The sequence below is a fragment of the Anoxybacillus amylolyticus genome, from assembly GCF_001634285.1.
GTDB classification, from domain to species: Bacteria; Bacillota; Bacilli; order Bacillales; family Anoxybacillaceae; genus Anoxybacteroides; species Anoxybacteroides amylolyticum.
Genome location: NZ_CP015438.1, coordinates 406900 through 433714 on the forward strand (window position 1 = coordinate 406900; position 26815 = coordinate 433714).

At 47.3% G+C, this 26815-nt stretch carries 25 protein-coding genes; 15 read left to right on the forward strand and 10 right to left on the reverse strand.

The features are described 5' to 3' along the window. Positions 1 to 2: 2 nt before the first annotated feature. Positions 3 to 989 (reverse strand): Gfo/Idh/MocA family protein, encoded by a 987-nt coding sequence (locus GFC30_RS02055; protein ID WP_066322680.1) that lies wholly within the window; start codon positions 987 to 989, stop codon positions 3 to 5. 25 nt (positions 990 to 1014) lie between these two features. Next, a complete protein-coding gene (locus tag GFC30_RS02060) occupies positions 1015 to 1758 on the reverse strand; it encodes a plasmid pRiA4b ORF-3 family protein (protein WP_238583527.1) in 744 nt (247 codons plus the stop codon). A 143-nt stretch (positions 1759 to 1901) separates the two neighbouring features. On the opposite strand from GFC30_RS02060, the gene GFC30_RS02065 reads away from it, so the two are divergent. The 5 genes from GFC30_RS02065 to ltrA all read left to right on the forward strand — a co-directional run bounded on the left by GFC30_RS02065 (position 1902) and on the right by ltrA (position 7439). Beyond that, positions 1902 to 2777 carry an ROK family protein gene (locus tag GFC30_RS02065; RefSeq protein WP_066322681.1) on the forward strand — a complete coding sequence of 292 codons (876 nt, stop codon included), beginning with the start codon at positions 1902 to 1904 and terminating at the stop codon, positions 2775 to 2777. Between the two features lie 161 nt (positions 2778 to 2938). Then, a complete protein-coding gene (locus GFC30_RS17025) occupies positions 2939 to 3076 on the forward strand; it encodes a hypothetical protein (RefSeq protein WP_158512123.1) in 138 nt (45 codons plus the stop codon). A gap of 13 nt (positions 3077 to 3089) precedes the next feature. Then, on the forward strand, positions 3090 to 3998 hold the full coding sequence (locus tag GFC30_RS02070; RefSeq protein ID WP_066322682.1) for a TetR/AcrR family transcriptional regulator: 909 nt from the start codon (positions 3090 to 3092) through the stop codon (positions 3996 to 3998). A gap of 10 nt (positions 3999 to 4008) precedes the next feature. Then, positions 4009 to 5586 (forward strand): MDR family MFS transporter, encoded by a 1578-nt coding sequence (locus GFC30_RS02075; RefSeq protein WP_238583528.1) that lies wholly within the window; start codon positions 4009 to 4011, stop codon positions 5584 to 5586. Positions 5587 to 6179: 593 nt separating this feature from the next. Then, positions 6180 to 7439, forward strand: coding sequence for a group II intron reverse transcriptase/maturase (gene ltrA / locus GFC30_RS02080; protein ID WP_066322684.1), 1260 nt, complete (start codon positions 6180 to 6182; stop codon positions 7437 to 7439). 405 nt (positions 7440 to 7844) lie between these two features. Here ltrA and GFC30_RS02085 read toward each other — a convergent pair whose 3' ends face one another. The 3 genes from GFC30_RS02085 to GFC30_RS02095 all read right to left on the reverse strand — a co-directional run bounded on the left by GFC30_RS02085 (position 7845) and on the right by GFC30_RS02095 (position 10819). Next, on the reverse strand, positions 7845 to 8174 hold the full coding sequence (locus tag GFC30_RS02085; protein ID WP_066322685.1) for a DUF779 domain-containing protein: 330 nt from the start codon (positions 8172 to 8174) through the stop codon (positions 7845 to 7847). Positions 8175 to 8229: 55 nt separating this feature from the next. Then, positions 8230 to 9750 (reverse strand): aldehyde dehydrogenase, encoded by a 1521-nt coding sequence (adh, locus tag GFC30_RS02090; RefSeq protein WP_066322686.1) that lies wholly within the window; start codon positions 9748 to 9750, stop codon positions 8230 to 8232. Positions 9751 to 10249: 499 nt separating this feature from the next. Then, positions 10250 to 10819, reverse strand: coding sequence for a hypothetical protein (locus GFC30_RS02095; RefSeq protein ID WP_066322687.1), 570 nt, complete (start codon positions 10817 to 10819; stop codon positions 10250 to 10252). A gap of 513 nt (positions 10820 to 11332) precedes the next feature. Here GFC30_RS02095 and GFC30_RS02100 point away from each other — a divergent pair. The 5 genes from GFC30_RS02100 to GFC30_RS02120 all read left to right on the forward strand — a co-directional run bounded on the left by GFC30_RS02100 (position 11333) and on the right by GFC30_RS02120 (position 15287). Further along, entirely contained in the window at positions 11333 to 11833 is a 501-nt protein-coding gene (locus tag GFC30_RS02100; RefSeq protein WP_409978492.1) for a competence protein ComK, read from the forward strand. A gap of 70 nt (positions 11834 to 11903) precedes the next feature. Next, on the forward strand, positions 11904 to 12386 hold the full coding sequence (locus GFC30_RS02105; RefSeq protein ID WP_066322689.1) for a DUF1284 domain-containing protein: 483 nt from the start codon (positions 11904 to 11906) through the stop codon (positions 12384 to 12386). A 28-nt stretch (positions 12387 to 12414) separates the two neighbouring features. After that, on the forward strand, positions 12415 to 13782 hold the full coding sequence (locus GFC30_RS02110; protein WP_066322690.1) for an aspartate kinase: 1368 nt from the start codon (positions 12415 to 12417) through the stop codon (positions 13780 to 13782). A gap of 78 nt (positions 13783 to 13860) precedes the next feature. Further along, complete coding sequence (locus GFC30_RS02115) at positions 13861 to 14772, forward strand: processed acidic surface protein (protein ID WP_066322691.1); 912 nt, start codon at positions 13861 to 13863, stop codon at positions 14770 to 14772. Beyond that, the gene (locus GFC30_RS02120) at positions 14772 to 15287 is read left to right on the forward strand and encodes a class D sortase (protein WP_066322692.1); all 516 of its coding nucleotides are present in this window, start codon (positions 14772 to 14774) and stop codon (positions 15285 to 15287) included. The genes GFC30_RS02115 and GFC30_RS02120 overlap by 1 nt, the downstream gene beginning before the upstream one ends. Here GFC30_RS02120 and GFC30_RS02125 read toward each other — a convergent pair. Next, complete coding sequence (locus GFC30_RS02125) at positions 15267 to 15707, reverse strand: YwpF-like family protein (RefSeq protein WP_066322693.1); 441 nt, start codon at positions 15705 to 15707, stop codon at positions 15267 to 15269. The two genes, GFC30_RS02120 and GFC30_RS02125, sit on opposite strands and share 21 nt — an antisense overlap. Positions 15708 to 15969: 262 nt before the next feature. On the opposite strand from GFC30_RS02125, the gene ssb reads away from it, so the two are divergent. Further along, complete coding sequence (ssb, locus tag GFC30_RS02130) at positions 15970 to 16314, forward strand: single-stranded DNA-binding protein (protein WP_066322694.1); 345 nt, start codon at positions 15970 to 15972, stop codon at positions 16312 to 16314. A 156-nt stretch (positions 16315 to 16470) separates the two neighbouring features. On the opposite strand, the gene GFC30_RS02135 is transcribed toward ssb, so the two are convergent. Continuing rightward, complete coding sequence (locus GFC30_RS02135; protein ID WP_066322695.1) at positions 16471 to 16881, reverse strand: helix-turn-helix domain-containing protein; 411 nt, start codon at positions 16879 to 16881, stop codon at positions 16471 to 16473. A 198-nt stretch (positions 16882 to 17079) separates the two neighbouring features. On the opposite strand from GFC30_RS02135, the gene GFC30_RS02140 reads away from it, so the two are divergent. Continuing rightward, positions 17080 to 17556 (forward strand): hypothetical protein, encoded by a 477-nt coding sequence (locus GFC30_RS02140; RefSeq protein ID WP_338012310.1) that lies wholly within the window; start codon positions 17080 to 17082, stop codon positions 17554 to 17556. A gap of 145 nt (positions 17557 to 17701) precedes the next feature. Here GFC30_RS02140 and GFC30_RS02145 read toward each other — a convergent pair whose 3' ends face one another. Both GFC30_RS02145 and GFC30_RS02150 read right to left on the reverse strand, forming a co-directional pair. Further along, the gene (locus tag GFC30_RS02145) at positions 17702 to 20452 is read right to left on the reverse strand and encodes a DEAD/DEAH box helicase (protein ID WP_066322696.1); all 2751 of its coding nucleotides are present in this window, start codon (positions 20450 to 20452) and stop codon (positions 17702 to 17704) included. Then, complete coding sequence (locus GFC30_RS02150; protein WP_066322697.1) at positions 20445 to 22013, reverse strand: hypothetical protein; 1569 nt, start codon at positions 22011 to 22013, stop codon at positions 20445 to 20447. The genes GFC30_RS02145 and GFC30_RS02150 overlap by 8 nt, the downstream gene beginning before the upstream one ends. A 147-nt stretch (positions 22014 to 22160) precedes the next feature. Between GFC30_RS02150 and GFC30_RS02155 the strand changes: the two genes are divergently transcribed. Then, positions 22161 to 23297 carry a C40 family peptidase gene (locus tag GFC30_RS02155; RefSeq protein ID WP_066322698.1) on the forward strand — a complete coding sequence of 379 codons (1137 nt, stop codon included), beginning with the start codon at positions 22161 to 22163 and terminating at the stop codon, positions 23295 to 23297. Positions 23298 to 23311: 14 nt separating this feature from the next. On the opposite strand, the gene GFC30_RS02160 is transcribed toward GFC30_RS02155, so the two are convergent. Then, on the reverse strand, positions 23312 to 24256 hold the full coding sequence (locus GFC30_RS02160) for an LCP family glycopolymer transferase (protein ID WP_409978493.1): 945 nt from the start codon (positions 24254 to 24256) through the stop codon (positions 23312 to 23314). A gap of 137 nt (positions 24257 to 24393) precedes the next feature. Between GFC30_RS02160 and GFC30_RS02165 the strand changes: the two genes are divergently transcribed. Both GFC30_RS02165 and GFC30_RS02170 read left to right on the forward strand, forming a co-directional pair. Further along, positions 24394 to 25734, forward strand: a complete 1341-nt coding sequence (locus GFC30_RS02165) for a UDP-glucose dehydrogenase family protein (RefSeq protein ID WP_066322700.1) — start codon at positions 24394 to 24396, stop codon at positions 25732 to 25734. A 73-nt stretch (positions 25735 to 25807) separates the two neighbouring features. Further along, positions 25808 to 26587, forward strand: a complete 780-nt coding sequence (locus GFC30_RS02170) for an SLAP domain-containing protein (protein ID WP_066322701.1) — start codon at positions 25808 to 25810, stop codon at positions 26585 to 26587. Positions 26588 to 26815: the final 228 nt, after the last annotated feature.

Genomic DNA, 26815 nt, shown 5'->3' on the forward strand with positions numbered 1-26815 from the left:
GGTTACCGCTCATCTGCCGGAAAAACGATACCGGTTTGCTTTCGCGCTTCTTCCATAATTTCCGCGACGATGAGCGAATGAGCGTGCGAATTAATGCTCGATTGTTGGTTGCCGTGTTGAATAACTTCTGCCCATTCTTTCGCTTCGTAATACATCGGGTGCTTGTCTTGCGGGACGGTAATGTCTTCTGTCCGGCCGTCGCGGTAGCGAATTTCGACTTTCGTTGGCGTATGGATCGCATCGATGACGATGCTTCCTTCTTCCCCTTGAATTTCTGCTGGAACATACGAATTAGCAATTTTCGAATACATGACCACGGCATCCATTTCCCCGTAATCAATGACGATGCTTCCTTCGCCATCGACGCCGGATGCAAGCATGACGCTATTTGCTTTGAGCGCTTGCGGTTTGCCGAATAAAACGACGAGCGGATAGAGGCAATAAATGCCGAGATCCATTAAGGCGCCGCTGGAAAACGATGGATGAAAGGCATTCAACACAATCCCTTCTCTGTACGCATCATAGCGCGACGAATATTGGCAATAACTTGCGAAATAGCGTCTTATTTTTCCGATTTTCGGCAAGTGGTGGCGAATCGCTTGAAAGTTTGGTAGAAGCGTCGTTTTTAGCGCCTCCATCAACACGACGCCGTTTTGCTGTGCTGCCTCGACCATTGCTTGTACTTCTTTTGTATTCGAAGCAAACGGCTTTTCGCATAAGACGTGCTTGCCATGTTGCAGGAGAAAAATTGCCTGTTCGGCATGCAGCGCGTTTGGGCTTGCGATATACACGGCATCTACCTCTTTACTGGTTGCCAATTCTTCTAAGCTTGTAAAAAAGGTTGGCGCCCCCGTTTTTTCGGCAAAATCTTTAGCCGTTTCTTCCGTCCGCGAATAGACCGCAGATAGTACTAGCTCCGAAACGGCGCTTGCGGCGCGAATAAACTCTTGCGTAATCCAATTGGTGCCGATGGTGGCGAATTTAATCATTTTCTTCCTCCTGTGATCCTGAAATTTAGAAAAAAACAATCATTTGGAGACGCTTGTTTACTTCGTCGATGTCGAAATGCTCTGGGTCGTATTCGCCACCGTACCATTCCGTGAATTCTTCCATTTCTTCTTCCTTTCTATTTCCGTCAAGCAGATCGATCACTTCCATGTAACCGTAAATGCCGCCCACGTCTTCCGGGGGGCAGGCGCGTTTTCCTTTTAAGCAAACCGGGTGGCGGAACGGATCGGTCGTCGTTTCGATTTTTTCGAGCGTGATGAGGTGTACCCAGTTGTCGCCGAAATCATACGTATACGTAAACTTTTCGCCTTCTTTGATTAAAAATTTCGACAGCTCTACTGAACGGGCGTCATATTTTTCCCGCCAGCCGACAAACGAACAACCGTACTCTTCGTCTGGAATGTCGATAACGATATCGTTAATTTCAAACTCGTACAAATGGCTATTTTCCCAGCCCATCGCAATTTGAATAATGTCATGCAGTTGGTCGAACGTAATGTGGCTCGGAACGGCGATGCGCCGCCAGATCGGCGGACGGATGCCTTTTAAGGCGATTTTCAGCTGGTAAAGTACGGTTGTTTTTTCGTTTTGTTTCCGCGTTGGCTTGTTCCGTTTGGCGATTGCTTGTAGTAAATAGTCGCGATTTATAATGGCATCCAATTGTTGTTTGTATGTATCTGGCAATTGTTCATATGCTTCTGACCGTTGAATAACATCGACAACTGTTTGTAACAATTCCTCTCTTCGCAATGTTCGCGCCCCCAAACTAAAAAGAAATGATACGTTTATTATACATGCCGTCACTAGTTTTTTCCATACTATTGCATCGATGCTCTCCATATTTGTGGTACAATGAACACGAAGAACATTTGGAAAGAAAGCGAGGAAGAAGCATGTATTTAGGAGCAATTGAAGCAGGCGGAACGAAATTTGTTTGCGCCATCGGGGATCGCGATGGCAACGTCCATGAGCGCGTCACGTTTCCGACAACGACACCAGAAGAAACGTTTGGGCAAGTGATTGAGTTTTTCAACCACTATGACGTAAAAGCAATCGGCATTGGTACGTTTGGACCGGTCGATCTAAACCGGAAAAGTCGGACGTACGGCTATATTACAAGCACGCCAAAGCCATATTGGTCCAATGTAGACTTCGTCGGTGCCATTACGAAACATTTCGATGTGCCGATTGGCTTCGACACGGATGTGAATGCGGCAGCGTTAGGCGAGCAGTTATGGGGAGCGGCCAAGGGCAAAAACAGTTGCATTTACATGACCGTCGGAACTGGCATCGGCGTTGGCGCGATTGTCGAAGGTCGGCTCGTGCACGGTTTGTTGCATCCGGAAATGGGGCATATTTTGGTTCGCCGTCATCCGAATGACGAGTTTGCCGGAAGCTGCCCATTCCACGGCGATTGCTTAGAAGGAATGGCCTCCGGTCCTGCCATTGAAAAACGGTGGGGAAAAAAAGGAGCAGAGCTTTCCGACCGCGCCGATGTTTGGGAGTTAGAAGCGTTTTATTTAGGACAAGCCATCGCCCAGTACATTTTAATTTTGTCGCCAGAACAAGTGATTGTCGGAGGCGGGGTCGCCCATCAGCCGTCGTTATTGCCGCTCGTTCGCCGGTATGTCCTTGACTGTTTAAACGGCTACGTCCAGCATGCCGCTATTTTACAGCATATTGATGATTATATCGTCCTACCAGGATTAGGAGACAATGCAGGGATTTGCGGGGCGCTTGCCTTGGCAAAACAAGCGTTAGAAAAATAAGAAGCAGTGACCGTTCGCTCGGCGAAAGAGCGGACGGTTATTTTTTGACTATTTGGTCATATTTTTTTGAACAAATGGTCAATTCGTTTGTTGATAAAATATAAGTATATGGTTATAATAAAAATGACTAATTGGTCATGACCGGAATCGAGGTGCGTGGGATGAGGAAAGAAAGAAAATCGGCGAAACAACTTGTCGAGCAGCTACAAAAACATGGTGTACATGCAGAACTAGTGAAACGCCCGAACTGGGCGATGCCGCAGCAGACCGAAAGAAGAGGGCAATCGCCTGTACAGTAGGAGATGGAGAACGATGGCAAAAAAACGGAAAGAAACATTTCTCCAAACGGCAATGAAGCTATTTGCAGAAAAAGGATACCACACCACGTCGATTCAAGACATTGTCGAAGCGTGGGGTATTTCGAAGGGCGCATTTTATCACCATTTTTCATCAAAAGAAGAATTGATGTTTGAAATCGTCCGCTATCATTTTGAAAAGCTGATGGTGCCGGTAATGGAAGCAAAACAAAAAAATCAGTCTCCGCGCGACACATTCATTGATGAACTGACGAGAAAACTAGAAGGCATTTTAAAGCATAAAGACTTTTTTCAAATGATGATGGTCGAACAACTCCCGAAGATTAACACCAATATTCAGCACTATTTATATGCCCAGCGGGTGCGCATATTCCGCTGGTATTGCCAACGGTTAATAGACATTTATGGGGGAAAAATAGAAAAACATGTGTTTGATGTCGCGGCAATCGTCAGCGGAATTTTCCGCGAATACCTTTTTTATATGATGTTTAACGAAGAAATGTTCCGCGCCGATGCGATTGCTCGTTTTATTGTCCGGCAGATTGATGCGATTGTCGAGCATTTAGGAGAAGAAGAACCGCTGTTAAATGAAGCGGCGATTCGTTGCTTTGCCGATATGGCTGCACGAGAGCATCGCGAGCGAAAGACGAAAATTCTCGAAAGTATTGAGCAGTTAAAGTACCAACTCTCCACACTTCCAATCGATAAAAAAACACTCTATCAATTGCACGCTGCGTTGGATACATTAGAAGCGGAGTTTTCCCAAGAGCAAACAACCCCGCGTGAATATGTTGTCAAAGGCATTCTTTTATATATCGACAGCCAGCGCATTCCGTCATTAGCGGACGCATTGGTGTCGTTAACAAAACTTGTCCATGATTACATGGCACATGACGAAAGATAGGAGCGATATAATGGCAGAAACCATTAAACACCGTCATTTATTAATTACTGGGCTGATTATTGCGATGTTATTTGGAGCGCTCGACGGGACGATTGTCGGAACGGCGATGCCCCGCATCGTTGGGGAGCTTGGCGGGTTAAGCGTCATGACATGGGTGACAACCGCGTACATGTTAACCTCGACGTCGGTGGTGCCGATTGCCGGAAAATTAGCGGACCTATTAGGGCGGAGAGTCATTTACGTATCAGGACTAATCATTTTCATGGTCGGCTCGGCACTCTGCGGCATGGCCGGTAATATGACCGAGCTCATTATTTACCGCGGCATGCAAGGCATTGGCGGCGGGATTATGATGCCGATGGCGATGATTATTATCGGCGATTTGTTTACTGGAAAAGAGAGGGCGAAATGGCAAGGGGTATTCGGCGGTTTGTACGGGCTTGCCTCGATTTTAGGCCCGCAAATTGGCGGCTGGATTGTCGACCATTGGAGCTGGGAATGGGTGTTTTACATTAACCTTCCTGTCGGCATTTTAGCGACGATTTTTATTGCGATGGGATTGAATAAGCACGTGGCGAAAGGACCGGTGAAATTTGACGTTCCTGGTATGGTGACGATGGTCGTCGGCGTGGTGAGTTTATTGTTAGCCCTAACGTTTGGCGGCGATAAATATGCGTGGACGTCATGGCAAATCATTGGCTTATTTGTTTTATCCGCCATTTCGTTCACTACGTTTGCATTCGTGGAACGAAAAGCAGAAGAGCCGGTGCTTCCGATTCATTTATTTAAACATCGGACGTTCGTGGTGTTAAACGGCATCGGCTTTTTAATGAGCGTCGGTATGTTTGGGGCGATTATGTTCGTCCCGCTCTTTATGCAAGGAGTCGTTGGTGTGAGTGCGACGCAATCAGGGACGATTATGACGCCAATGATGATTACGATGATAATCGGCAGCATTCTCGGCGGACGAATCGTCTATAAAATTGGCGTCAAACCGCAGTTAATTGCGGGGATGGTTGTGATGGCGTCTGGATTAGGTCTGCTTAGTACAATGGATATAGATACGACGCGCTGGACAGCAACGCTATATATGATTGTGCTCGGGCTTGGCGTCGGGCTTGTCATGCCGCTATTGACACTTGTCTTGCAAGAAACGTTCTCAAAATCAGAAATGGGGGTCGTGACGTCGTCGAGCCAATTTTTCCGTTCCATTGGTGGTACGTTCGGGATGACGATTTTAGGGGCAGTGATGAACCACCGGTCAAGCACGTTGTTGGAAGATCGGCTTATACCGCTCTTAAAGGAGCTGCCACCGCAGGCGAAAGCGATGGTCGCTCAGTTTTCGCATATGATTCACGACAATCCGCAAAGCTTATATTCGGCGTTATTAAGCCCGAAAGCGATGGCAAGCATGCCGGCGCAGATGAAACAGGCGCTCGTGCCAATTTTAAAGCAATCCCTCGTCGATTCGCTTCATTCCGTCTTTTTATTCGGGCTTGTCTTTGTCGCTTGTGGGGTGGTATTAACATTCTTCTTGCGCAAAATCACCCTCTCCGAACAAAACCGGAGAATGAAAGAAAGCGCGTAAAGGAAAAAGAGAGCGTGGGATTCGCTCTCTTTTTTATGCGTGCGTCCGGCATGGGTGTAGTCTATAGGGTGAAAGTCCCGAACTGCGAAGGCAGAAGTAGCAGTTAGCTTAACGCAAGGGTGTCCGTGGTGACGCGGAATCTGAAGGAAGCGAGCGGCAAACTTCCGGTCTGAGGAACACGAACTTCATAAGAGGCTAGGTATCATTGGGTGAGTTTGCGCGACAAAACAAAGCCCTTTCTGCCGAAGGTGATATCGAGTAAATGAAGCAGATGGATGGAAGGAAAGACTGCACTCTTACCCGGGGAGGTCTGATTGGAATGCCGAGTTCCCTTGGCAACCTATCCAGTGATGGATAGCTGAACAATCAGAAGTCAGCAGAGGTCATAGTACCATCCTTGCTCGAGAAAGGGTGGGAAGGACTGAACCATGAAGAGAGAACGAAATCTACGCATTCAGTACCTGTGAAGAACACAGACAATCCGAAAGGACTTACTTAGAGGAGGAAGCGGTGAATCCCGTGGGGGACTCTAAGAGGGTGGAGCAGGAACTGGCATAAGGAGAACCTTCGTTCACGTAGAAAGGGAAGCGAAGATGTTAATGGAACGAATCTTGTCACGTGGAAATCTTCTAACGGCGCTCAAACGAGTGGAACAAAATAAAGGAAGTCACGGCATCGATGGAATGTCCGTAAAAGACCTACGAAGACATCTCTATGAAAACTGGGACTCCCTCCGGGAAGAGTTAAGAACAGGAACCTACCAACCTGCACCCGTACGTCGTGTCGAAATCCCGAAACCAAATGGCGGAGTGAGGATGTTAGGAATACCTACCGTGACAGATCGTTTCATTCAACAAGCAATCGCTCAAGTGTTAACCCCAATCTTTGACCCAACCTTTTCGGAAAATAGTTATGGGTTTCGTCCGAATCGGAGGGCTCATGATGCGGTAAGGAAGGCGAAAGAATATATCAAAGAGGGTTACCGCTGGGTGGTCGATATAGACTTAGAGAAATTCTTTGATAAAGTCAATCACGACCAATTGATGGGGATACTCGCCAAGCGAATCGAAGACCGCATCCTACTGAAGTTGATACGAAAATATCTTCAATCAGGAGTCATGATAAATGGGGTTGTCCAAATAACGGAAGAAGGAACACCGCAGGGAGGACCGCTTAGTCCACTTCTATCCAACATTCTCCTAGACCAATTGGACAAAGAGTTGGAAGCAAGGGGGCACCAATTTGTCCGATATGCGGATGACTGCAACATCTATGTGAAGTCATGGAAAGCAGGACAGCGTGTGATGAAATCGGTATCGACCTTCCTCGAACAGCACCTAAAATTGAAGGTAAACAGAGAGAAATCAGCAGTAGACCGTCCGTGGAAACGGAAGTTTCTAGGGTTCAGTTTCACCTTTCACAAAGATCCAAAGGTGCGAATAGCCAAAGAAAGCATGGAACGGCTGAAAAGAAAAATACGAGAAATAACTTCTCGGTCGAAGCCTTATCCGATGGAAGTAAGGGTGGAAAGACTGAACCAATACCTCACAGGATGGTGCGGATACTTCGCGCTAGCAGATACCCCGAGCAAATTCAAAGAAATAGACGAGTGGATAAGAAGAAGGCTGAGAATGTGTGAATGGAAACAATGGAAGAAACCTAAAACAAGAGTTAGAAAGCTGATTGGATTAGGGATTCCAGAATACAAAGCATACGAATGGGGAAACACCAGAAAGAAATACTGGCGAATCGCCCACAGCCCAATTCTACACAAAACCCTCGACAACTCCTATTGGAGCCAACGAGGGCTGAAAAGTCTGTATAATCGCTACGAATTTCTGCGTCAATCTTAGTGGAACCGCCGTATACCGAACGGTACGTACGGTGGTGTGAGAGGTCGGGGGTTAATCACCCCCTCCTACTCGATTATATCAGGCGTGTTGATTAACCAATAAAAACCAGTTTACATCGTTCTATTCCTAGCTTTTCTGCCGTTGTCGGCAAACGGTACGTTTGCCGACTGGGAGTATTAGCATGCCCTCCTCGAACAATGAACGCTTTGCGCGCAAATGACATTTGCCCGCTGGCGTTCTTGTTCGAGGGAAAAGGCAGAAAAGCTTGTGTTCAGCCATATGATTCTATATTCTTTTAGTAAAATAATGGATAATCAACACTCGTGATGCTATATATACGAATTACGTATTCAATTTTTATCCTTGCTGACTGAGAAGCCGGCAAGAAACGTATTTGCTTTTGTTTCACTCAAACACCCTAGATCGGGTAAGAAAGCGTACGCCTTCCGGTCCTTCTAATGAAAACATGCCGCCTCTGCCAGGGACGACGTCGATAATGAGCTGCGTATGCTTCCAATATTCGTACTGGGCGGCGGAGATGTAAAATGGACAGCCACCAATCTCCCCGAGAAGGACATCGGAATTACCAACGATTAGCTCTCCTTGTGGGTAGCACATCGGCGAACTGCCGTCGCAGCAGCCTCCCGACTGATGAAACATTAGCGGTCCGTATTTTGCCTTTAATTTTTCGATAAGTTCAAGCGCCACATCAGTGGCGATGACTTTTGGTTGCATCCTTTCCACTCCTTTTTAAAAAGGCAGCGTGCCATTGCGCGCTGCCTTGTTGATGTTAGAAGAATCCTAATTTTTTCGGCGAGTAGCTGACGAGTAAGTTTTTCGTTTGTTGGTAATGTTCAAGCATCATTTTATGCGTTTCGCGGCCAATGCCGGACATTTTATAACCGCCAAATGCCGCATGCGCTGGATACGCGTGGTAGCAGTTCGTCCAGACGCGTCCCGCTTGAATGCCGCGACCGAAGCGGTAAGCGGTGTTGATGTTGCGGCTCCAGACACCTGCCCCTAAGCCGTATAACGTTTCATTGGCAATGGCAAGCGCTTCGTCTTCGTCTTTAAACGTCGTGACCGAAACGACCGGTCCGAAAATTTCTTCTTGGAAAATGCGCATTTTATTATGTCCCTTAAAGACAGTCGGTTGCACATAATAGCCGCCGCTTAATTCGCCCTCTAAAAAGTTGCGTTCGCCGCCGATGAGAAGCTCTGCCCCTTCTTGTTTGCCGATGTCAATGTAGGACAAAATTTTCTCGAGTTGTTCAGACGATGCTTGCGCTCCAATCATCGTTTCCGTGTCGAGCGGGTTGCCTTGCTTAATTTGTTGGACGCGCTCAAGCGCCCGCTCCATAAAGACGTCGTAAATCGATTCGTGAATAAGAGCGCGCGACGGGCATGTGCATACTTCGCCTTGGTTTAAGGCAAACATTGTGAAGCCTTCGAGCGCTTTATCGAAAAATTCGTCGTCTTTTTCCGCGACGTCAGGGAAGAAAATGTTTGGCGATTTGCCACCAAGTTCGAGTGTGACAGGGATGATGTTTTGTGATGCGTATTGCATAATTAACCGTCCAGTCGTCGTTTCGCCAGTAAACGCCACTTTGGCGATGCGCGGGTTCGACGCGAGCGGTTTTCCAGCTTCTAAGCCAAAGCCGTTGACGACGTTGACAACCCCTTTTGGCAATAAGTCTTCGATGAGTTCGATTAGTACGAGGATCGATGTTGGTGTTTGTTCTGCAGGTTTTAGGACAACGCAGTTTCCAGCTGCCAACGCCGGTGCGAGTTTCCATGCGGCCATTAAAATCGGGAAGTTCCATGGAATAATCTGTCCAACAACTCCGAGCGGTTCTTTGAAGTGGTAAGCGACGGTGTCATGATCGAGTTCGGCTAACGAGCCTTCTTGTGCGCGAATGCAGCCAGCGAAGTAGCGGAAGTGGTCAATCGCAAGCGGGATGTCGGCTGCAAGCGTTTCGCGAATTGGTTTGCCGTTTTCCCATGTTTCGACGACGGCAAGCAGTTCGAGGTTTTCTTCCATGCGGTCAGCAATTTTGTTTAAAATGCGCGCCCGTTCAGCGACCGATGTGCGCCCCCATGCTTCTTTTGCTTCGTGCGCGGCATCGAGCGCCAGTTCAATGTCTGCGGCTTTTGAACGCGGCACTTCGCAGTATGGAAGCCCAGTGACTGGCGAAATGTTTTCGAAATATTCGCCGTCGACTGGCGGCACCCATTTTCCGCCGATAAAGTTTTCATAGCGTTTTTTGAACGTGATGAGAGAACTAGGTTGTCCAGGTTGGGCATAAATCATCCAAATTCCCCCTTTGTTTTTATATAGCACTAGTATGAGAGGAGCCCCCCTCTACCAGTCGCCTTCGCTTTTCTTGTCTAGCTCCGAACTAACATCCTCCTCCGCGTTTGCTTTCTCCGTCGACGTGCACGCACGTCTCGTCGAAAGCTTCCGCTTCCGTCGGATGTTTTCTTGGCTACGCCAAGGACCGTTCCCCGCTTTTCTTGTCTAGCTCCGGCTCCTAGCTGCTCAGGGGTCAAATAACCTTCCCCCTCGAGGTGGCGATCCCCTCTCTTTGGGAAGAACATTCGCCCCGTCGCAGCTATGCAGTCGCCTTCGCTTTTCTATCGTGTATACGCTTTCAAAGGAATCGCATACAAAATATAGTGAAAATTTCTCCCCACGCAATATCGTATCATTTTCTTGATAAGGTTGTCAAAAGGTTCGTCGCCATTATCTAATCTACTCGTCTGCTTTTTGCGGTATGCCACTTGCATGAAAAAAACTGGCGGCTGCCAGTTTAATAGTCTAATTCGAGCCCGTCTAAAAGCAAGCTTGCATACGCGCCGCTTAAGCGGTGGAACGCTTCAAGGACATCTTCTCGTTCGGCGTCAAAAAAGCCTTTCATCATCGCTTGATTTTCTTCATGAATAAAGCTTAAAATGAAGTCCGTTTTAATGCGATTGGCGACTAACACGGCGCAATACGAGCGCTCGAGTTGTTGCTTGCGCGCTTTGTTGTCCGCGATTTGCGCAAAATGCGCCTCATAGCGCCCAACGATGTTCGGAAGCTCTTCTTGGATGCGTGCCTGTGCTTCTTTCAACATCGCTTCAACCGCAGCGGCAGGCGGGAAGGCGCGGCTTGCTAGTACCGTTTGAAAAATTTGCTGCAACGCATACGTCGATTCGGTCGCAAACGCGACGTTCGTGACTAACACGTGCATATAGCTGTCTTCGTTCGCCGCATCGATGCGCATTTGCATAATCACTTCGAGCACATCCGAATGGATTTTTTCTTTTGTCCAATCGCTGACAAGTTGCTGAAGCAAAACGGATAATACTTGTCCGATTTCTTCTTTCGTTATACTCATTCGTCATTCTCCTTACTTGTAGTCTGCCTATCTTTAGCATGCCATTTTCATTGACAAGAAGTCAATGACGAGAAAGGAAAAGATATGGGCTCTTCACCAAAAGTGGTGCTTGATTTTTTATAACACGCTCTACTGACGCTTGTGAGGAAGAATTAGCAAATCAATGATTTTTGCACATTCTTGTTCAAGAAAGCGTATCACTTGTCAAGTACATATTGCAGTAATGAACCATAATAATTGGTTCATCACCACAAAATGTACTTGACGAACACGTAATGTTGTGAAGCAAGGGATACCGCTTATCGTTTATTTAACTTTCATTTACAATTATGTATAAACAAGTATCAAGTCCGCTTTTATTAAAAAATCAAGCACAACTTTTGGTGAAGAGCCTAATAATTACTAAATTTGAAATTTATGTATAGTAAAAAGAAAAGGTGGGGAAAGTCCCCTTCCAAAAACCGAACATATGTGCTAAAATGGGTGTAAAAAAATGGACGAGGGGGAATGGACGTGCAGTATGAAATTAAAGAAAATACACAGGCACTTGAGCCGACGTACAATGAACGGGGAGAATTGTGCACCATCGTTCACGAAACGGATGCTACGTACACCGTTGCATCCTCCCCTTTACACATTGTTGAACATAGCTGCATTTACTACGGCTGCGCTTACGAAGGAAGGCTCGAAGCTGCCAAACTAATTTTAGGCTTAAAACAAATGGTTCCCATTTGCGTCAGCAACGCTTTACGACTCTACATCATGCCAACGTGCTCCCCAGACAGCGACAAATGTTTTTGGCTTGCCATACGCCACATCCACCACATCGAGCCGTACCGACAAAAAAAAGCAAAAGTCATTCTCGCCAACGGCACTTCCCTCATCATTGACGCACACCGAGATACGCTTGAAGCGCGACGGGCGAAAACGACGCTTCTTTATTATACGCTTGAAATGCGCTGTGGCATTTATAAAGTCATTGAGCAAAAATTTCCGCTTTGGCGGCTTTTTTAAACACTGTCCCATCATTTGGGCAGTGTCTTGTCATATAATAGATTAAGAGACGATGAGAGGAGAAATGAAGGTGAGACCGTTGCGGTTGCGAGGACATCATTTATTATGTGTTCACGGGTTTCGCGGCATGGGATATAGCCCATCGTTTGTAGAAAAAATGAAAGAAATCGTCCGAGATATTCGCGATGAAGAAAAAGAGATGCTTATTCAAGTCGTCGTCGCGCTCGATGAGGCATGTTTTTCTTGTCCGCATCACGGCGAATCGACATGCCAAGCCGACCCCACTTCCAACGACCACGTTGTATCGATGGACAAAAAAGTGCTTACTCATCTTGGCTTAGAAGAAAACGCCGTATATTTAAAATCCGAACTACTTCGTCTAACGGCAAAAAAAGTGCGTCCGGACGACTTAGACGATTTATGCGCCAACTGTTCGTGGCTTTCGTACGGCGTCTGTAAAGAAGGGATTGCTAATTTGCGCCAAAAAAAGAGTGAATTATCAGAAATTGCTTCTTCCCCTTTCCAAAAAGTGTGGTATGATAAGAAAATATAAATGACTTTTTACGGAAAGGATTTTGCATATGAAAGTAGCGAAATTTGGGGGAAGCTCGGTTGCTAGTGCGGAACAGTTCCGCAAAGTGGCGTATATTATTCAATCGGATGTCGAACGGCGCATCATCGTCGTATCTGCGCCAGGGAAGCGGTACAAAACGGATACGAAAGTAACCGATCTATTAATCCAGCTCGCGGAAGCTGCCATCCAAGGAGAATTGATCGAACCGTTCGTCGAAACGGTCATCAGAAGGTATATCGATATTGCCGATGGATTGGAATTGTCTGCTTCTGATGTAACGGAGCAAATGAAAGCAGACTTGCGAAAAAAAATCGACACATATCGCCACGACCAAGATCGGTTAATGGATGCGTTAAAGGCGAGCGGGGAAGACAATAATGCGAAATTAATGGCGCTTTATTTGCGCCATATTGGGTTGGATGCGCATTATGTCAGCCCGAAGGAAGCGGGCATTCTCGTAACGGACGAACCGGGAAATGCGCAAATGTTGCCGGAGTCGTACGAAAAGTTACGTGAGCTAAAGCACCGTTCCGGCGTGCTTGTGATTCCAGGCTTTTTCGGCTATTCGCTCAACGGGCATATTGTGACGTTTCCGCGCGGCGGCTCGGATATTACAGGGTCGATTGTCGCTGCGGGCGTAGGGGCGGACGTGTATGAAAACTTTACCGACGTCGATTCGATTTATTGCGTCAATCCGTCGATTGTCGACAACCCACGCCAATTAAAAGAAATTACATATCGGGAAATGCGCGAGCTGTCGTATTCCGGCTTTTCGGTGTTTCACGATGAGGCGCTTGAGCCAGTGTATAAAGCCCGCATTCCTGTCTGTGTCAAAAATACGAACAACCCAGAAGCACCCGGGACATGGATTGTCGCCCAGCGCGACTACCGCGACCAGCCGGTAGCCGGGATTGCGAGCGACACGGGCTTTTGCAGCATTAACGTCAGCAAATATTTAATGAACCGCGAAATCGGCTTTGGGCGCAAGCTATTGCACATTTTAGAAGACGAAGGGATTTCGTACGAACATACCCCGTCGGGAATTGACAACATGTCCGTCATTTTGCGCGCAAACCAGCTAGAAGGAGAAAAAGAACGCCGCATTGTCGACCGCATTCAGACGGAATTGCAAGTGGACGATATTCACATTGAATACGGGCTTGCTTTAATTATGGTCGTCGGCGAAGGGATGGAGCGCGCTGTCGGGGTTGCGGCAAAAGCAACCGCTGCCTTTGCCAAAGCCAACATTAACATCGAAATGATTAACCAAGGCTCGTCCGAAGTGAGCATGATGTTTGGCGTGAAAGAAGAAGTCGTCGACCAAGCAGTAAAGGCGCTATACGACGCTTATTTTTCCAAACAGCCACTCTCTTAAAAAGGGAGTGGTTTTTTACATAAGGAGGAAGAAAAATGAAAATACTACCATTGTCTAGAGGACAATGGAGGGATGACGATGAGAAAATGGGTAGTTTCCGTTGCGTTCATACTTGCTTTCGGTTACTCGTACAATGTTGGGGCAGCTGTTCGCATGGCAGACGTGGAGCCGTATCTTCATGAATTTGGATGGACGGAAAGCGATTTGCAGCGATATTTGTTGCACTATCACCGGACGCTTGCCGATTTTGCGACGCCGGAAGAGCTCAAGCGCTGGCTCGGCCCGCCGGTGACAGAAGCGGGGGTGGAGCAGTTATTGCAGCGCTATCAGTTGACGGAAGAACAATTAGAGGCGCTGCTTGGCCAATTTGGTGAAACGATGCAAGATTATACGTGGATGAACGATTTAGATGCCGCTGTCCGTTTTTATTTGCGTTCGTATGAAAATATGCAGCGTGTGCATGATGCGCTTTCGTCGTTGGAATTTACTGAAGACGAGGCAAAGCGGCTGTTTGACCATGTGCGGACGCTTCCAGCGAACGGAAAACGTGCGTTGCAAGCGCAAGCCGCGCGGTTGGCGGAGGGGAAGAATGATCTAGAGGCGATTGCCGACGTATGGAAACAGCTGTTGCGTACGCTTCGTCTAAAAGGAGACATGTACGTCGTGTCGACCGGACAGATGAAGCCGGTTTCTGCTCATGAACTGCTGGAGCAAACGACACGTGACGAAGACGTGTGGATTGCGTTGTCGGACGAAGAGGGGATGCGGATTATGGACTTGCAACTGCCAAAGCGCACGAATGTCGTAGATGCCATTATCGAAACGGAAAAAGAACTGCTTACGGCAGGGCAGTTAGCGTATGACATGAAAAGAACGCTGTATGGGCAAAAAATGGCAAACACTGCATCGCCGTACGTTGCTCATATGTTATGGGGAGTGGCTTTTTTGTTCGTTGGATTGCTTCTTTTTCGCAAAAAGAAGGTGATGTGATGAAGAAGAGATTCGCTTGTTTGTTTAGCGCAGTCGGGATTTGTCTGATTAGTTGGAACGGGTATTGGTATTGGCAGGGGGTTCATGCTACTGTCCCAACAACGGTAACAGCGCAGGGAGCGGTGTTTGGCAAGCTCACGATCCCAAAACTTTCGCTTGTTTTGCCGATATATGAAGGAACAACGGAAACGGAATTAAAAAAAGGGGTCGGGCATGAGCTAAATAGCGCGCTGCCAGGAGAAGCGGGAAATGTCGTGCTTTCTGGACATCGCGATACGGTGTTTCGCAAACTCGGACAAGTTAGGGTGGGGGATGAACTGGTTGTCGAAACAGCAGCTGGTCGGTTTGGATATGTTGTGAAAAAGGTGCGGATCGTTTCGGAAAACGACCGCACCGTTCTTGTCGACAAGCCGCGCCCGACGTTGACAGTGACGACTTGTTATCCGTTTCAGTTTATCGGCGATGCCAAACAGCGGTATGTGCTCGTGGCGCATTTAGCGTCCGTTCACCATTGACTCTTTCATTCCGCGACGTTCGTACAGTTGGTGTTTAAACTCTTTTAACAACGCTTCGCCTTGCAGCCCTTGTTCGACGAGACCAGCTAACACCGTTTCTGCCCAGTCCGTTTTGTTGCGGACGATATGCCCATCCATTAATACGCTCGCTCGGTCGTTCATTGGAGTAATCGAACGAACAGAGGCGACGACGTTAGCAGGGTCGTTGTTAATATTGGAAATGACGACTTGCAGGCGAAACTCGGCATGTTCATTTTGCAGTCTGGCAAATAGTGGTTCGTATTGCTTATCGATATATGTTTCAATGAGCCAGCGGTTTTTATCATCTTCTTTATTAATAATGAGTCCATCAATCAGTGGAATGTCCTCTTCTATTTCATTGCGGACGACTTGGAGCCCGACAAGCTTAAACGTTTTCATTCGTACCACCTCGTCAACGTTGTCTTACTCTTCATTATACCATACCAACGTTGGAAAAAGAAAAGCAGGGGGTAGACAAACTTTGCGAAAAAAAGTGGTGATTGGTGCGAAAATTGAATTTTCTCACGAATTTTGCTTCTTTTTGTCGATTTTTGCGCGCAAAAGAATGAAAAAGTAATCAAAAAATTGAAAAATAGGAATTTTACGGATTTTTTTCCGTGGTCTATGATAAAAATGAGAGGGAAACGAAAGGGGGGATGGAATGATTAACCAAGTCGTGCTTGTCGGGCGTTTAACGAAAGATCCAGAACTTCGGTATACGGCCGATGGCGCAGCCGTTGTGAACGTGACGCTTGCGGTGAGCCGCAACTTCCGCAATGCGGAAGGAGTCGTTGATACCGACTTTGTGCATTGCACGCTTTGGCGGAAAGTGGCGGAAAATACCGCGCAATATTGCCGAAAAGGGTCGATTATCGGTGTGACGGGTCGCATCCAGACAAGAAGCTACGAAAATAAAGACGGGAAGCGGATGCATGTGACCGAAGTCGTTGCGGAGTCGGTTCGATTTATGGGCGGAAAAACAACCGCGTGGGTTGCGCAAGAGTAAGTCCTTTCTTTTTCTTTCCCCAGCTATTCCCCAAGAGAGAGAATCGCATCCTCAATCGTCCCCACCATTGCCAGCCAAAGCGGCTGGTCTTTTTTATCACCCGGCCTTTGAACCCGCACCCTGTCGCAGCTAACCAGCCTCCTCCACTTTTTGGTGCTATTCCATCGCTTTTGTAAATTCTTTTAAAACGGAAATGACAGCCGATTCAATATGTTTTCGTTTTTTGGCAGGGAGTTTGGCAAGCGAGTGGAGCGCTTGTTCCATGTCGGGGTGTTGCTTTAAGTAGTCGATAATGTCGAGCATGTTTTCGTCGATTGCCTCCGTTTTATAAAGGCGGCTTACTTCGCGCAGCAGTTCTTGTTTCGATGGGCGCCTGCCGATTAAAAAGTCGATACTTACCCCGTATAAGTCGCTTAATTTTTCAAGCGACTGCACATCCGGCAGCGTTTCGCCTGTTTCCCATTTGCTAATTTGCGAGCGCGACATATTTAATTGCTGCGCCACGTCTTCTTGCGTCCAGTTTTGTTTCTTTCGCAAGTATCTCAGATGATCGGCCAATTTTGTCATTTTATTCACCACGATCTTACAAATTCCACCGTACATTAAAGATATAAGATCAAGTCAATTGCATTTGTTCTATTTAGGAACACGATGGGTTGTGTCTTGAAATAGAACAAAAAGCGCCATTCGACAACTTTTTCACTAACCGTTAAATTGTTAAAATGTAAAAAAATGATAAATGTTTACCGATGGGAGAGGATCAAAGTGAATATTTATCTCGCCGATTTAGTCGTCCGCGAACAAAAAAGAAAAGGCCGCCGTACATATCACATCTTTATTAAAGAAATGAAACATCCGATTTCAATTCGGCTCGCAACGATTACCCGCGCGAATTTTACCGATTCCCTTCGCTTTTTGCACCAAAAAGAAGAAACGGTCGTGGCAAAGGAAGGAGATGTTCGATTTCGAAAAATTTCTTGCGCTGCGCACGCCCAGCTATATTTTTTGTTTAAATCAGTCAACCAGCGGTATATGTTCGTTTTAAAGCTTGATTTAGAAAAACGAACGTTTGTGATTACTTCCCACGAATGGAGCGACCGTCAACAACAGTACGTCCCTCTCCGCACGAATGCCCTTCTCATGATGGAACGTCAACTCATCTACGATATCCTCCAGTCGCTTTCCATTTGCACGAATAAACGAGTGTCCTATCTTTTTATGTCACCTTCGCGCAAAAAATAAAAGGGATATCAACGATACCCCTATTGTTTCAACGGTTGTTTGTTGGCTAGTTTTTTTGCCATTTGTTCGCATAATTTTTCCCAAAGCGTCTGTTTTTCTAGTTCTTTCTGTTTTTTCGTTTGTTTCGTTTGTTTTGCCATCGGCATCACGCTCCTTTATGGGCGAGCGCTGGAAGGGCAAGCAACTCGCGCAACTCTTCGTTCGACAACTCGGTAATCCATGCTTCACTTTGGATAATTTCTTCATTGAGCGATTGTTTTCGTTCAATCATCTCATCAATTTTTTCTTCTAACGTGCCGACGGTAATGAGTTTATGCACGTGCACAAACTTGCTTTGCCCGATACGGTAGGCGCGGTCGGTCGCTTGATTCTCCACCGCCGGATTCCACCAACGGTCAAAATGGATGACATGGTTGGCGGCCGTTAAATTGAGCCCTGTCCCGCCTGCTTTGAGCGATAAAATAAAGATGCGAAACGCGCCTGTCTGAAACTGCTCGATCATCCGGTCGCGCTCCGCTTTCGGGACGCTTCCATTTAAAAACGAAACAGGCTCGCCAAACTCTTCGGTTAATAGCTGTTGCATCATTTCGCCCATTTGGATGTATTGCGTAAAAATAAGGCAGCTTTCGCCGTTTTCGCGAATTTGTCCAACGAGTTCGAGTAACTTTTCAAGTTTATGCGACCGATTCAGCACGTTTTCTGGCGCTTGCTCTTTCAAATAAAGCGCCGGATGGTTGCATAGCTGTTTTAAGCGGTTCAACATTTGCAAAATTAACCCACGCCGCTCAAACGGGTCGGCTTGTTCAATCCGCTCAAGCGTCTTTTGGACGAGCTCTTCATAGAGCGAGGCCTGTTCGGCGGTGAGCGGACAATATTCTTTTTGCTCAAGCTTGTCTGGCAAATCAAGGGCGATTGCTTCATCCGTTTTTGTCCGCCGCAATAAAAACGGGCGAATGAGCTTTTGCAAAACAGCGACTTTCTTCGCATCCCGCTCTTTTTCAATCGGTGTCGCAAACCGGCGTTGAAATTGCGTCATGCTTCCTAAATAGCCTGGGTTGAGAAAATGGAAAATGCTCCAAAGCTCGCTTAATCGGTTTTCCATCGGCGTTCCAGACAGGGCGATTTTATGTCCGCCTTTTAGTTTGCGAATCGCGCGTGCTTGTTTTGTATGAGCGTTTTTGATGTTTTGTGCTTCGTCTAAGCAAATCGTATCCCACTCGATCATCGCTAGCTCTTCGGCATCGAGATGGGCTAGGCTATAAGAAGTGAGCACAAGATCCGCTTCGTTTGCCGCTTGTAAAAACGCGTCGCCTTTGGCGCGGGTTTGCCCATGGTGGATATAAAGCCGCAAAGACGGCGCAAAACGGGCGCACTCCTTTTGCCAGTTGCCAAGGACGCTTGTCGGGCAAATTAGAAGGGCTGGTTTATTTGGTTGTTCGTGTTCGCGAACATACGTGAAATACGCGAGCATTTGCACCGTTTTGCCAAGTCCCATATCGTCGGCGAGGCAAGCACCGAGGCGGAAGCGGCGCAAAAACAAGAGCCAATCGACGCCGCGCTGCTGGTACGGGCGCAGCTGCCCGTGGAACGAGGAAGGAATGAGAACCGATGGAATGCGGTCGATGCTTGTCAGTTGCTGTACAAGGGTGTCAAAGCTGCGGTTTAATTCGATGGCGACATCGCTCCATATTTCTTCGTCATCGCCTTCAATCGGTTCGTTTTGTAAAAAAGCTTGCTGCAAAACGTCGCGAATCGATAGCCCTTCTTCTTTCGCCTTTTTCATAAATGTTTGCATCCGTTGAATGAACGCCGGGTCAAGCTGAATCCATTGCCCACGAATGCGCAATAGGCGGCGTTTTTGTTCGACGAGCGCGGCAAACTCTTCTTCGCTGAGTTCCACGCCATTTGTGGCGATTTTCCAATCAAAATTAACAAGCGCCTCAAGTCCAAGTAGCGACGCTCCTGTTTTTGGCGTCGATTTGACCCGCGCTTTTAACGTCATTCGCGCTTGCTTGACTGCTTCCCACCATGATGGCAATAAAATGCGCACCCCTGCTTCCATCAGTTGCTCGCTTGCTTCTGATAAAAAGCGCCACGCTTGCTCGTCCGTCAATTTTCGTAACAGCGCATCCTCTTCGCCGCGCAGCCACGGAACGACTGCCATCGCGCGTTGCTGGACGCGCATGGCCGTTTGCTCGTACAGTTTCCACGTTTCTGGGATATTGTCTCGTTGCCAAACGTACGTTTCGCTTTCATCGTTGGCAATAAGTACTGTTTCAATCGTCCAAATATCGCCTTCGACCGGCTCAACTAAATGAAGGGCGACGGTAAACGGTGGCGCTTCTTTTGTCCAGCCAATGTCATAGAGCCACTCCTCTTCGTGAGTAAGCCAATACGGAATGTCGCTTTCTACAAGCGGATACGTGCGCGTAATGGCTTCCCACGTTTCGTTTAGCTCGCTATCGCGGGAAATCCAATCTTGGATGGCGAGCGACCGCCATTTTGCAAGGAACGGGTCTGCGGTCGTTTCATCCTTTTGCTTCCAGCCGAATGCTCCTTTTTTCCAAGCGGAGAAGTCTGGCATCATGCGGCGTTCGCGAATGTCTTCGAGAATCTCCACTGCCCATTGCGGAAAGCGGGAAGCGGATTCGTCCCATTCGATGCGCACGAACGCGTGATCGGAAGGATAGGCAAAAAACGTGACTGCCTCCCACGGCGATAGCACAACCCCTTCACGGGCGCCAATTTTTTTCTCGGTGAGGAACGTCCCATAAAAGCTTTCTTCATGCCAAAAAAATGCGCCTGACTTCCAAGCAGAGGGCGGGGCGTCGCTGTAAATAAAAAACGCTCGTTCTTCGTCTAGCCACTGGCATTTGAGCGTATACGTACTAATCATGGAGCAACTTTCCTTTCTCTAATTCTTCTTGAAAGGCGCGGAGCCGTTTCGTTTCTTCGCATAGCCGGTTGCGGTATTGGCGCCACGTCTCATGTCGTCCGAGCGCGCGGTAAGAAGCGCGCAGCTTTTTCAAATACCGAACCGCTTCTTTATAGCTTGCACGGTTTTTCGCTTGAACCCGTTCGCGTACGGCACGATGGTACAGCGGCAATAAAAGCGAACGGTCATGTTTTTCAATCATCGATAAAAATGGGCGATGAATCGTTTCGATGTCAATGCCGGCGACGTGATGGAGTTCGACCCATTGTTTATATTGCTCGTTTTCTAGCAAATAAAGGCTATAGTCGGAAGCGCTGTATGGCAAGAGTGCTTGCAGTATTTGTTCATACCGCTCGCGATCGTTCGTTTCCTTTACGTAACGGTCGGCGAGAACCAGCAGTTCATGGGCAACCTCGCTGCGAAGAGGGAGCGGTGCCCCCAACAATAGCGTTCTAGTAACGATAGTTTCCCACCATAGCGCCATGCGCGCCCAATGCCTCCGCCTAGAAAGTTCACGCAGCCAAAAAAGTACGTGTGTGATCAGCGGGGATTGCACGTTTTCTAATAACGGCGGAATATCGCTATCTTTTTCATACAACAAAGCAAGCTGAATAAGCGCCAGCCGATGTGCATCGGTCAGCGGTTTATGGGCGCGCAATTCTTCCGTTTCTTTCGCAAGCCATTGTTCGCCAAAGAGCGTGCCCCAGACGAGTCCGTAGACGCGAATGCGCCATTCTAAATAAAGCTTTGCCGAACAGACGATTTTTTGCACGTATTGGCGGCATTCGTCAAGAAGCAGCTCATTAGTAACTGGTTTTCTTTCTAAAAGCGCACATTTCTGCTGGATGACGTTCACAAAATCAGCGATGGCAGAATCCCAAAACGCCCGTTGATAGGTAGAGCGCTGAAACGGTTCGCTATATTCGATGAGGCGATCGAACGTAAATAGTGCCGCGTGTAAGTGATATAGCCACTTTTCTCCTTCTTGGTAAGGTACTTTCTCGATGAGCGACGGAAAAAAGCGGTAGCACAAATAATGGGCAAACCAATAATCCGACGGCCGATGGCGCTGTAAAAAATAATGGAACGATTGCTCAAATTGTTTTTCCCAAGCATCGATTGAAGGAGAAGGTAAAGCTGGCTTTTGGGCTATGGTTGTTCGTTTTGCTGGTGTTTCCACTTTTTTTGTATTCCATGTTCGCACAAGGTCGCCGACTTGCCCGACGTTCGCGTATAAATAAAAAAAGAGCGCGAACAAGTGCGGGCAAAAAGAAGTGCTTGCGCATTGGCATTCGCTTTGCGAAAGCTGAAAAAGGTCAAGCACGGGCTTGTATACACTGCGGTCGAGCACGTTTGCTTGCACGACATCTTGTTCGATTAATTGAGCGTTATACACAAACCCTTCCCGATACAATTTTAAGCCCTTTTTCATTGCGGATTCATATAACGGGAAGGAAAGTTCTTGTTGGATTTGCCGCGCCGCTTGATCTAAAAAGGCTTTGGATAAGCTCGTTTGCAACAATGGTTTTCATCCTCTCCGGTCAGTTCTTTCTCTCATTCTCGTCATTTTGCGGAATACTTATACAAAATTATAACAAAAGTCATCTTTATTGAAACAGAAAGTTTCGTTATATTAAACATAGCACAATCGTCGAAAGGGGAGAAATTAATGGAGAGGAAAGCAAAACAAGTGCTATTGACATCTGCGTTTGCTTCGGCGCTATTGTTCATGCCAACGCACGGCAAAGCGGCGGAATGGAAGCTTGGCATGAGCCATCCGCAAATTAAAGAAGTGCAAGCGCTATTAAAAGCGAAAGGCTTTTTTACATACCCAACTCCCACCGGCTATTTCGGTACGATGACGGAAACAGCGGTGAAAAAATTTCAAGCGAGCGTCCGTTTGCCAGTAACGGGCGTTGTCGATGCGAAAACGTACGCGGCATTAAAAGGGGAGAAGAAAAAAGAAAATCCTTCCACTAAAGCAAGCCCTAGTTTCGTCGCAGCGGAATGGAAAGTTGGGGCGTCTGGCGAAGCGGTGAAAACGCTGCAAGAGCGGCTAAAAGTGCTCGGCTATTTTACGTATTCGCAAGTGACCGGCTATTTCGGGACGATGACAGAAGAAGCGGTGAAAACGTTTCAAAAAGACGTCGGGCTAGCACCAACGGGAATTGCCGATCGCTCGACGCTTGCAAAACTCGAGGAAGCGCTTCGGAAAAAGACGAAACCCACCATCTTGTTAACGATTGGCGCAAGCGGCGAGCAAATAAAAACCATACAAATAAAACTAAAGCAGCTCGGGCATTTTACGTATCCAGAAGTGACGGGGTATTTCGGACAAGCTACTGCGGAGGCGGTAAAAAAGTTTCAAGCGAATGCTCAATTGCCAGTGACCGGCATCGTAGACGATACGACCTACACGCGCCTTTTGCAAGTGCAAAAACCGTTTGACCCGATTGAACTTGTTGCCGACGCAGCGCCGCTATTAGGGAAACCGTACGTCTGGGGAGGACAGACGCCAGATACGGGCTTTGATTGCAGCGGGCTTATCTTCTATTTATTCCAGCAACAAGGCATCTCGCTGCCGCGTACAGTCATAGCGATGTGGAACGCTGGTACAAGCGTTGACGCTCCTGCCGTCGGCGATATCGTCTTTTTCCAAACGGAAGGGACGACCGCTTCCCATGCCGGCATTTACATTGGTAACAACCAATTTCTCCATAGCGCTAGCTCCACCGGCGTGACGATTAGTGCGTTTAACAGCCCGTACTGGAGCGCGCGCTACATAGGGGCGAAGCGGTATTGGTAGTGCAAGCAGGCGCTCTATTGAGGGAGCGCCTGCGTTTTTCTAGGCGATCGTGAAGCGATTTCTAAATGTGCTTTTAGCCTATTTGCTATCGACTGCCGCTCGTTCTCTCGGATGATGACGTAAAAGACGCCGTTTATTTTTGTGCTCGTTCCTGTGAGCTGCAGTTTTTCGACGTTAGTATGGGCTTGTTTGTAGTTTGTGTAAATCGCTTTCATTTGTTCAAGCGTCAAATTCGTTTTGACATTTCGAGCGATGGCGCGAAGCATCTCGTCGTAGGCAAGTACCGCTGTTGCCCCTTTGTGCATCACAGCTTCTATCACTTGCTTTTGCCGATCTTCTCTTCCAAACCCACCGCGCGGGTCACTATGGCGCATGCGCGCATATTTTAACGCCTTTGCCCCGTTTAACGTAATGCGCCCCTTTGGAAACGTCGTCTTGTCATACGTAAACGCAAACGGATTATCGACGGTGATGCCGCCAACTGCATCGACGATGTCGCGAAACCCGTTCATATTGACTTTCACGTAATAGTCAATCGGAATATCAAGAAACTGTTCAACGGTCGCCATCGTCATCCCGACGCCGCCAAACGCATACGAATGGTTAATTTTATCGAGCTTCCCTTTGCCGACGATTGTAGTGCGCGTATCGCGCGGAATGCTCACCATTTTCACCGACGGCTTATTCGGATTGACCGTCACGACGATAAGTGAGTCTGCCCGCCCACGGTCGCCTTTTCGCTCATCCACGCCGATAAACAAAAACGAAATCGGCGGCAAACGCCTTAACTCCACTGGTGTGGAACGCTTCATCGGCACTGGCCGCTCGGCTGGTTCGTGAATTTGTTGGGCGGTTTTTGTAAGCTCGTGGTAGAGAAACTGGCGGTATAGATAGAAACTCGCGAAACTAACGACTAGCACGATGCCAAAAATGCCGATCCACTGTCTTTTTCTTCGCACATGCCGCACTCTCCTTTTTCTATAGCCTTTGTTTCCTTTCTGTGAATGATTCTTTGTGAAAATGAAAATGTTTTCCAACTGCCAAAAAAGCAGGCAATCGTGTAAGATAAAGATAGATAGGAGAGAGGAGAAAGAAGATGAAAATTGCTGTAGCAGGAACTGGGTACGTGGGGCTTGTGACAGGAACGTGCTTAGCAGAAATGGGGCAGACGGTCGTTTGCTTCGATGTTCAGGAAGAGAAAATAGCAGCATTACAACAAGGGCGTTCCCCTATTTACGAGCCAGACCTAGAACAACTAATCGAAAAGAATATGGAAGCAGGTCGATTGTCTTTTACCGCAGAAGAAAAAGAAGCTTACGGAGAAGCAGATATCGTTTTTCTTGCCGTGGGCACGCCGGAAAAAGAAGACGGTTCGGCGGATTTAACGTATATTGAAGCAGCGGTTTCTTCGATTGCACAAAATATGACGAAAGACATCGTACTTGTGACGAAAAGCACAGTGCCAGTTGGTACAAATGAGCGCATGCGCGTGATGATTGAGCGATGGAAACCGCGGTTTTTGCGGGCGAGCGTCATTTCGAATCCAGAGTTTTTGCGAGAAGGTTCGGCGATTCACGACTGGTTTTACGGCGACCGCATCGTCATCGGCGCAAGCGAAGCGGATCGAGAGGCAGCAGAACTACTTATTCGCCTATACGAACCGCTTGGAATTCCAATCGTTCGGACGGATTTAGCGAGCGCGGAAATGATTAAATACGCCTCGAACGCTTTTTTAGCGACCAAAATCAGTTTTATTAATGAAATTGCCAATATTTGCGAAAAAGTGGGAGCAACGATTGATGACGTTGCTTATGGAATCGGGCTGGACAAGCGAATCGGCTCGCATTTTTTGCGAGCGGGCATCGGCTATGGCGGTTCTTGTTTTCCGAAAGATACGAAAGCGCTCGTGCAAATTGCGGGTAACGTTCAGCACCAGTTTGAGCTGCTTGAAGCAGTCATTCAAGTGAATAACCATCAGCAAGCATTATTAGTGGAAAAAGCGAAGCAGTACATGTCGTTGCGCGGAAAAAACGTTGCTTTGCTTGGCTTAGCGTTTAAGCCGAACACGGACGATGTGCGAGAGGCAGCGTCGATTGTGATCGCAAATCGACTTTTGGCGGAAGGAGCGCATGTCGTCGCCTATGACCCGATTGCGACCAATAACGCCAAAAGGCATTTGCCTTCCTCCGTCCGATACGCCCGCTCGGTGACAGAAGCGATTCGCGATGCCGATGCGGCGTTCATCGTCACGGAATGGGACGTTATTAAACAAACACCGCTTTCGGTCTTTCGCGAAAAAATGCGCATCCCTATCATTTTCGACGGCCGCAACTGCTATTCGCTAGAAGAAGCAAAACAAGCGAATGTGACGTACGTCTCCATCGGACGAGCGGCGGTCGTGGGGGAGGGGTGTGAAGTAAAAAAAGGAAAATATTAATGAAAAAACTATTTCCTGTTTTCATTCGTCCGCTTACAATAAATGTATGATTTTATTTTTGGGGGTCAAAATAATGAAAAAATGGATGGCAGGTTTTATCATGGCGTTCGCTGTTGCACTTAGTGTGTTCGGTTGGAATGGGCAAACCACCGAGGCGAAAGTGCTATGGGGAAATTTGGAGTTAAAAAAGGGGACGATTGGAAAAATCATTATCGTGAGAAACACAACGCTTTACCAATGGAAACAAAACAAGATGCAAGCAGTTCGGGCATTGAAAAAAGGGCAGCAATACCGCGTCTATAGCACGAAAACGATCGAAGGTGCGCTCTTTTACGGTGTAGGAAGCGGCTTGTACGTGTCAAAAAACGCGAACGTCCAGTACGTGGCGCTTTCGTCGCAGCAATTTACGGCGTTAGTGAAGCAGGCATTAAAAGGGGAGTATGAGCTCGTAAGTGGGAAAGAAAAAGTGTCGTTTGTCATTGAAAAGCAGGAAGGGAACGAACTGACAGGCTGGTATTTTTATGATGAAAAAGACCCGTTGCCGCTTGAAGGAACGATCGATGGGAACGTCGTGACATTAAGGGCTTATTTTGATGACCGGTATGCACAAATTTTAAACTCGGTGTCGTACTTGCAGCAATATAATGTACCGCAAGCGGAAATCGAGGAAGTGGCGAAGCAACTAATGAACAACGACGATTATTACATGCAGTTTCAATTTACGATTAAAAACGATCCAGAGCAGTTTGCTGGGCAGTTTCGCTTGCCGGATTTATTTATCGACGACCGTTATGATGTCACTGGAGTCGTGTTGAGCGATCCTTTTTCTGTTCAGGTGAAAAAGCTAGATTAAAAGACAAAAGGTTCGCATCGGCGAGCCTTTTCTTTTGGTGAGAAAAAATCGAGGATATTTTTTTGTAAAAAAAGTTCTCGATGTGCAGATGGAGGCATATACATGTAAGGTGTGCGCCGTTTTGTCATCGTTCTGTAATGAAATTGTAACCGATTCGATACGAGAATTGACGAAAAAATTTGGATTTAAGACTAGAAATTACGAGAAAAATGTATTATTATAGTAAAC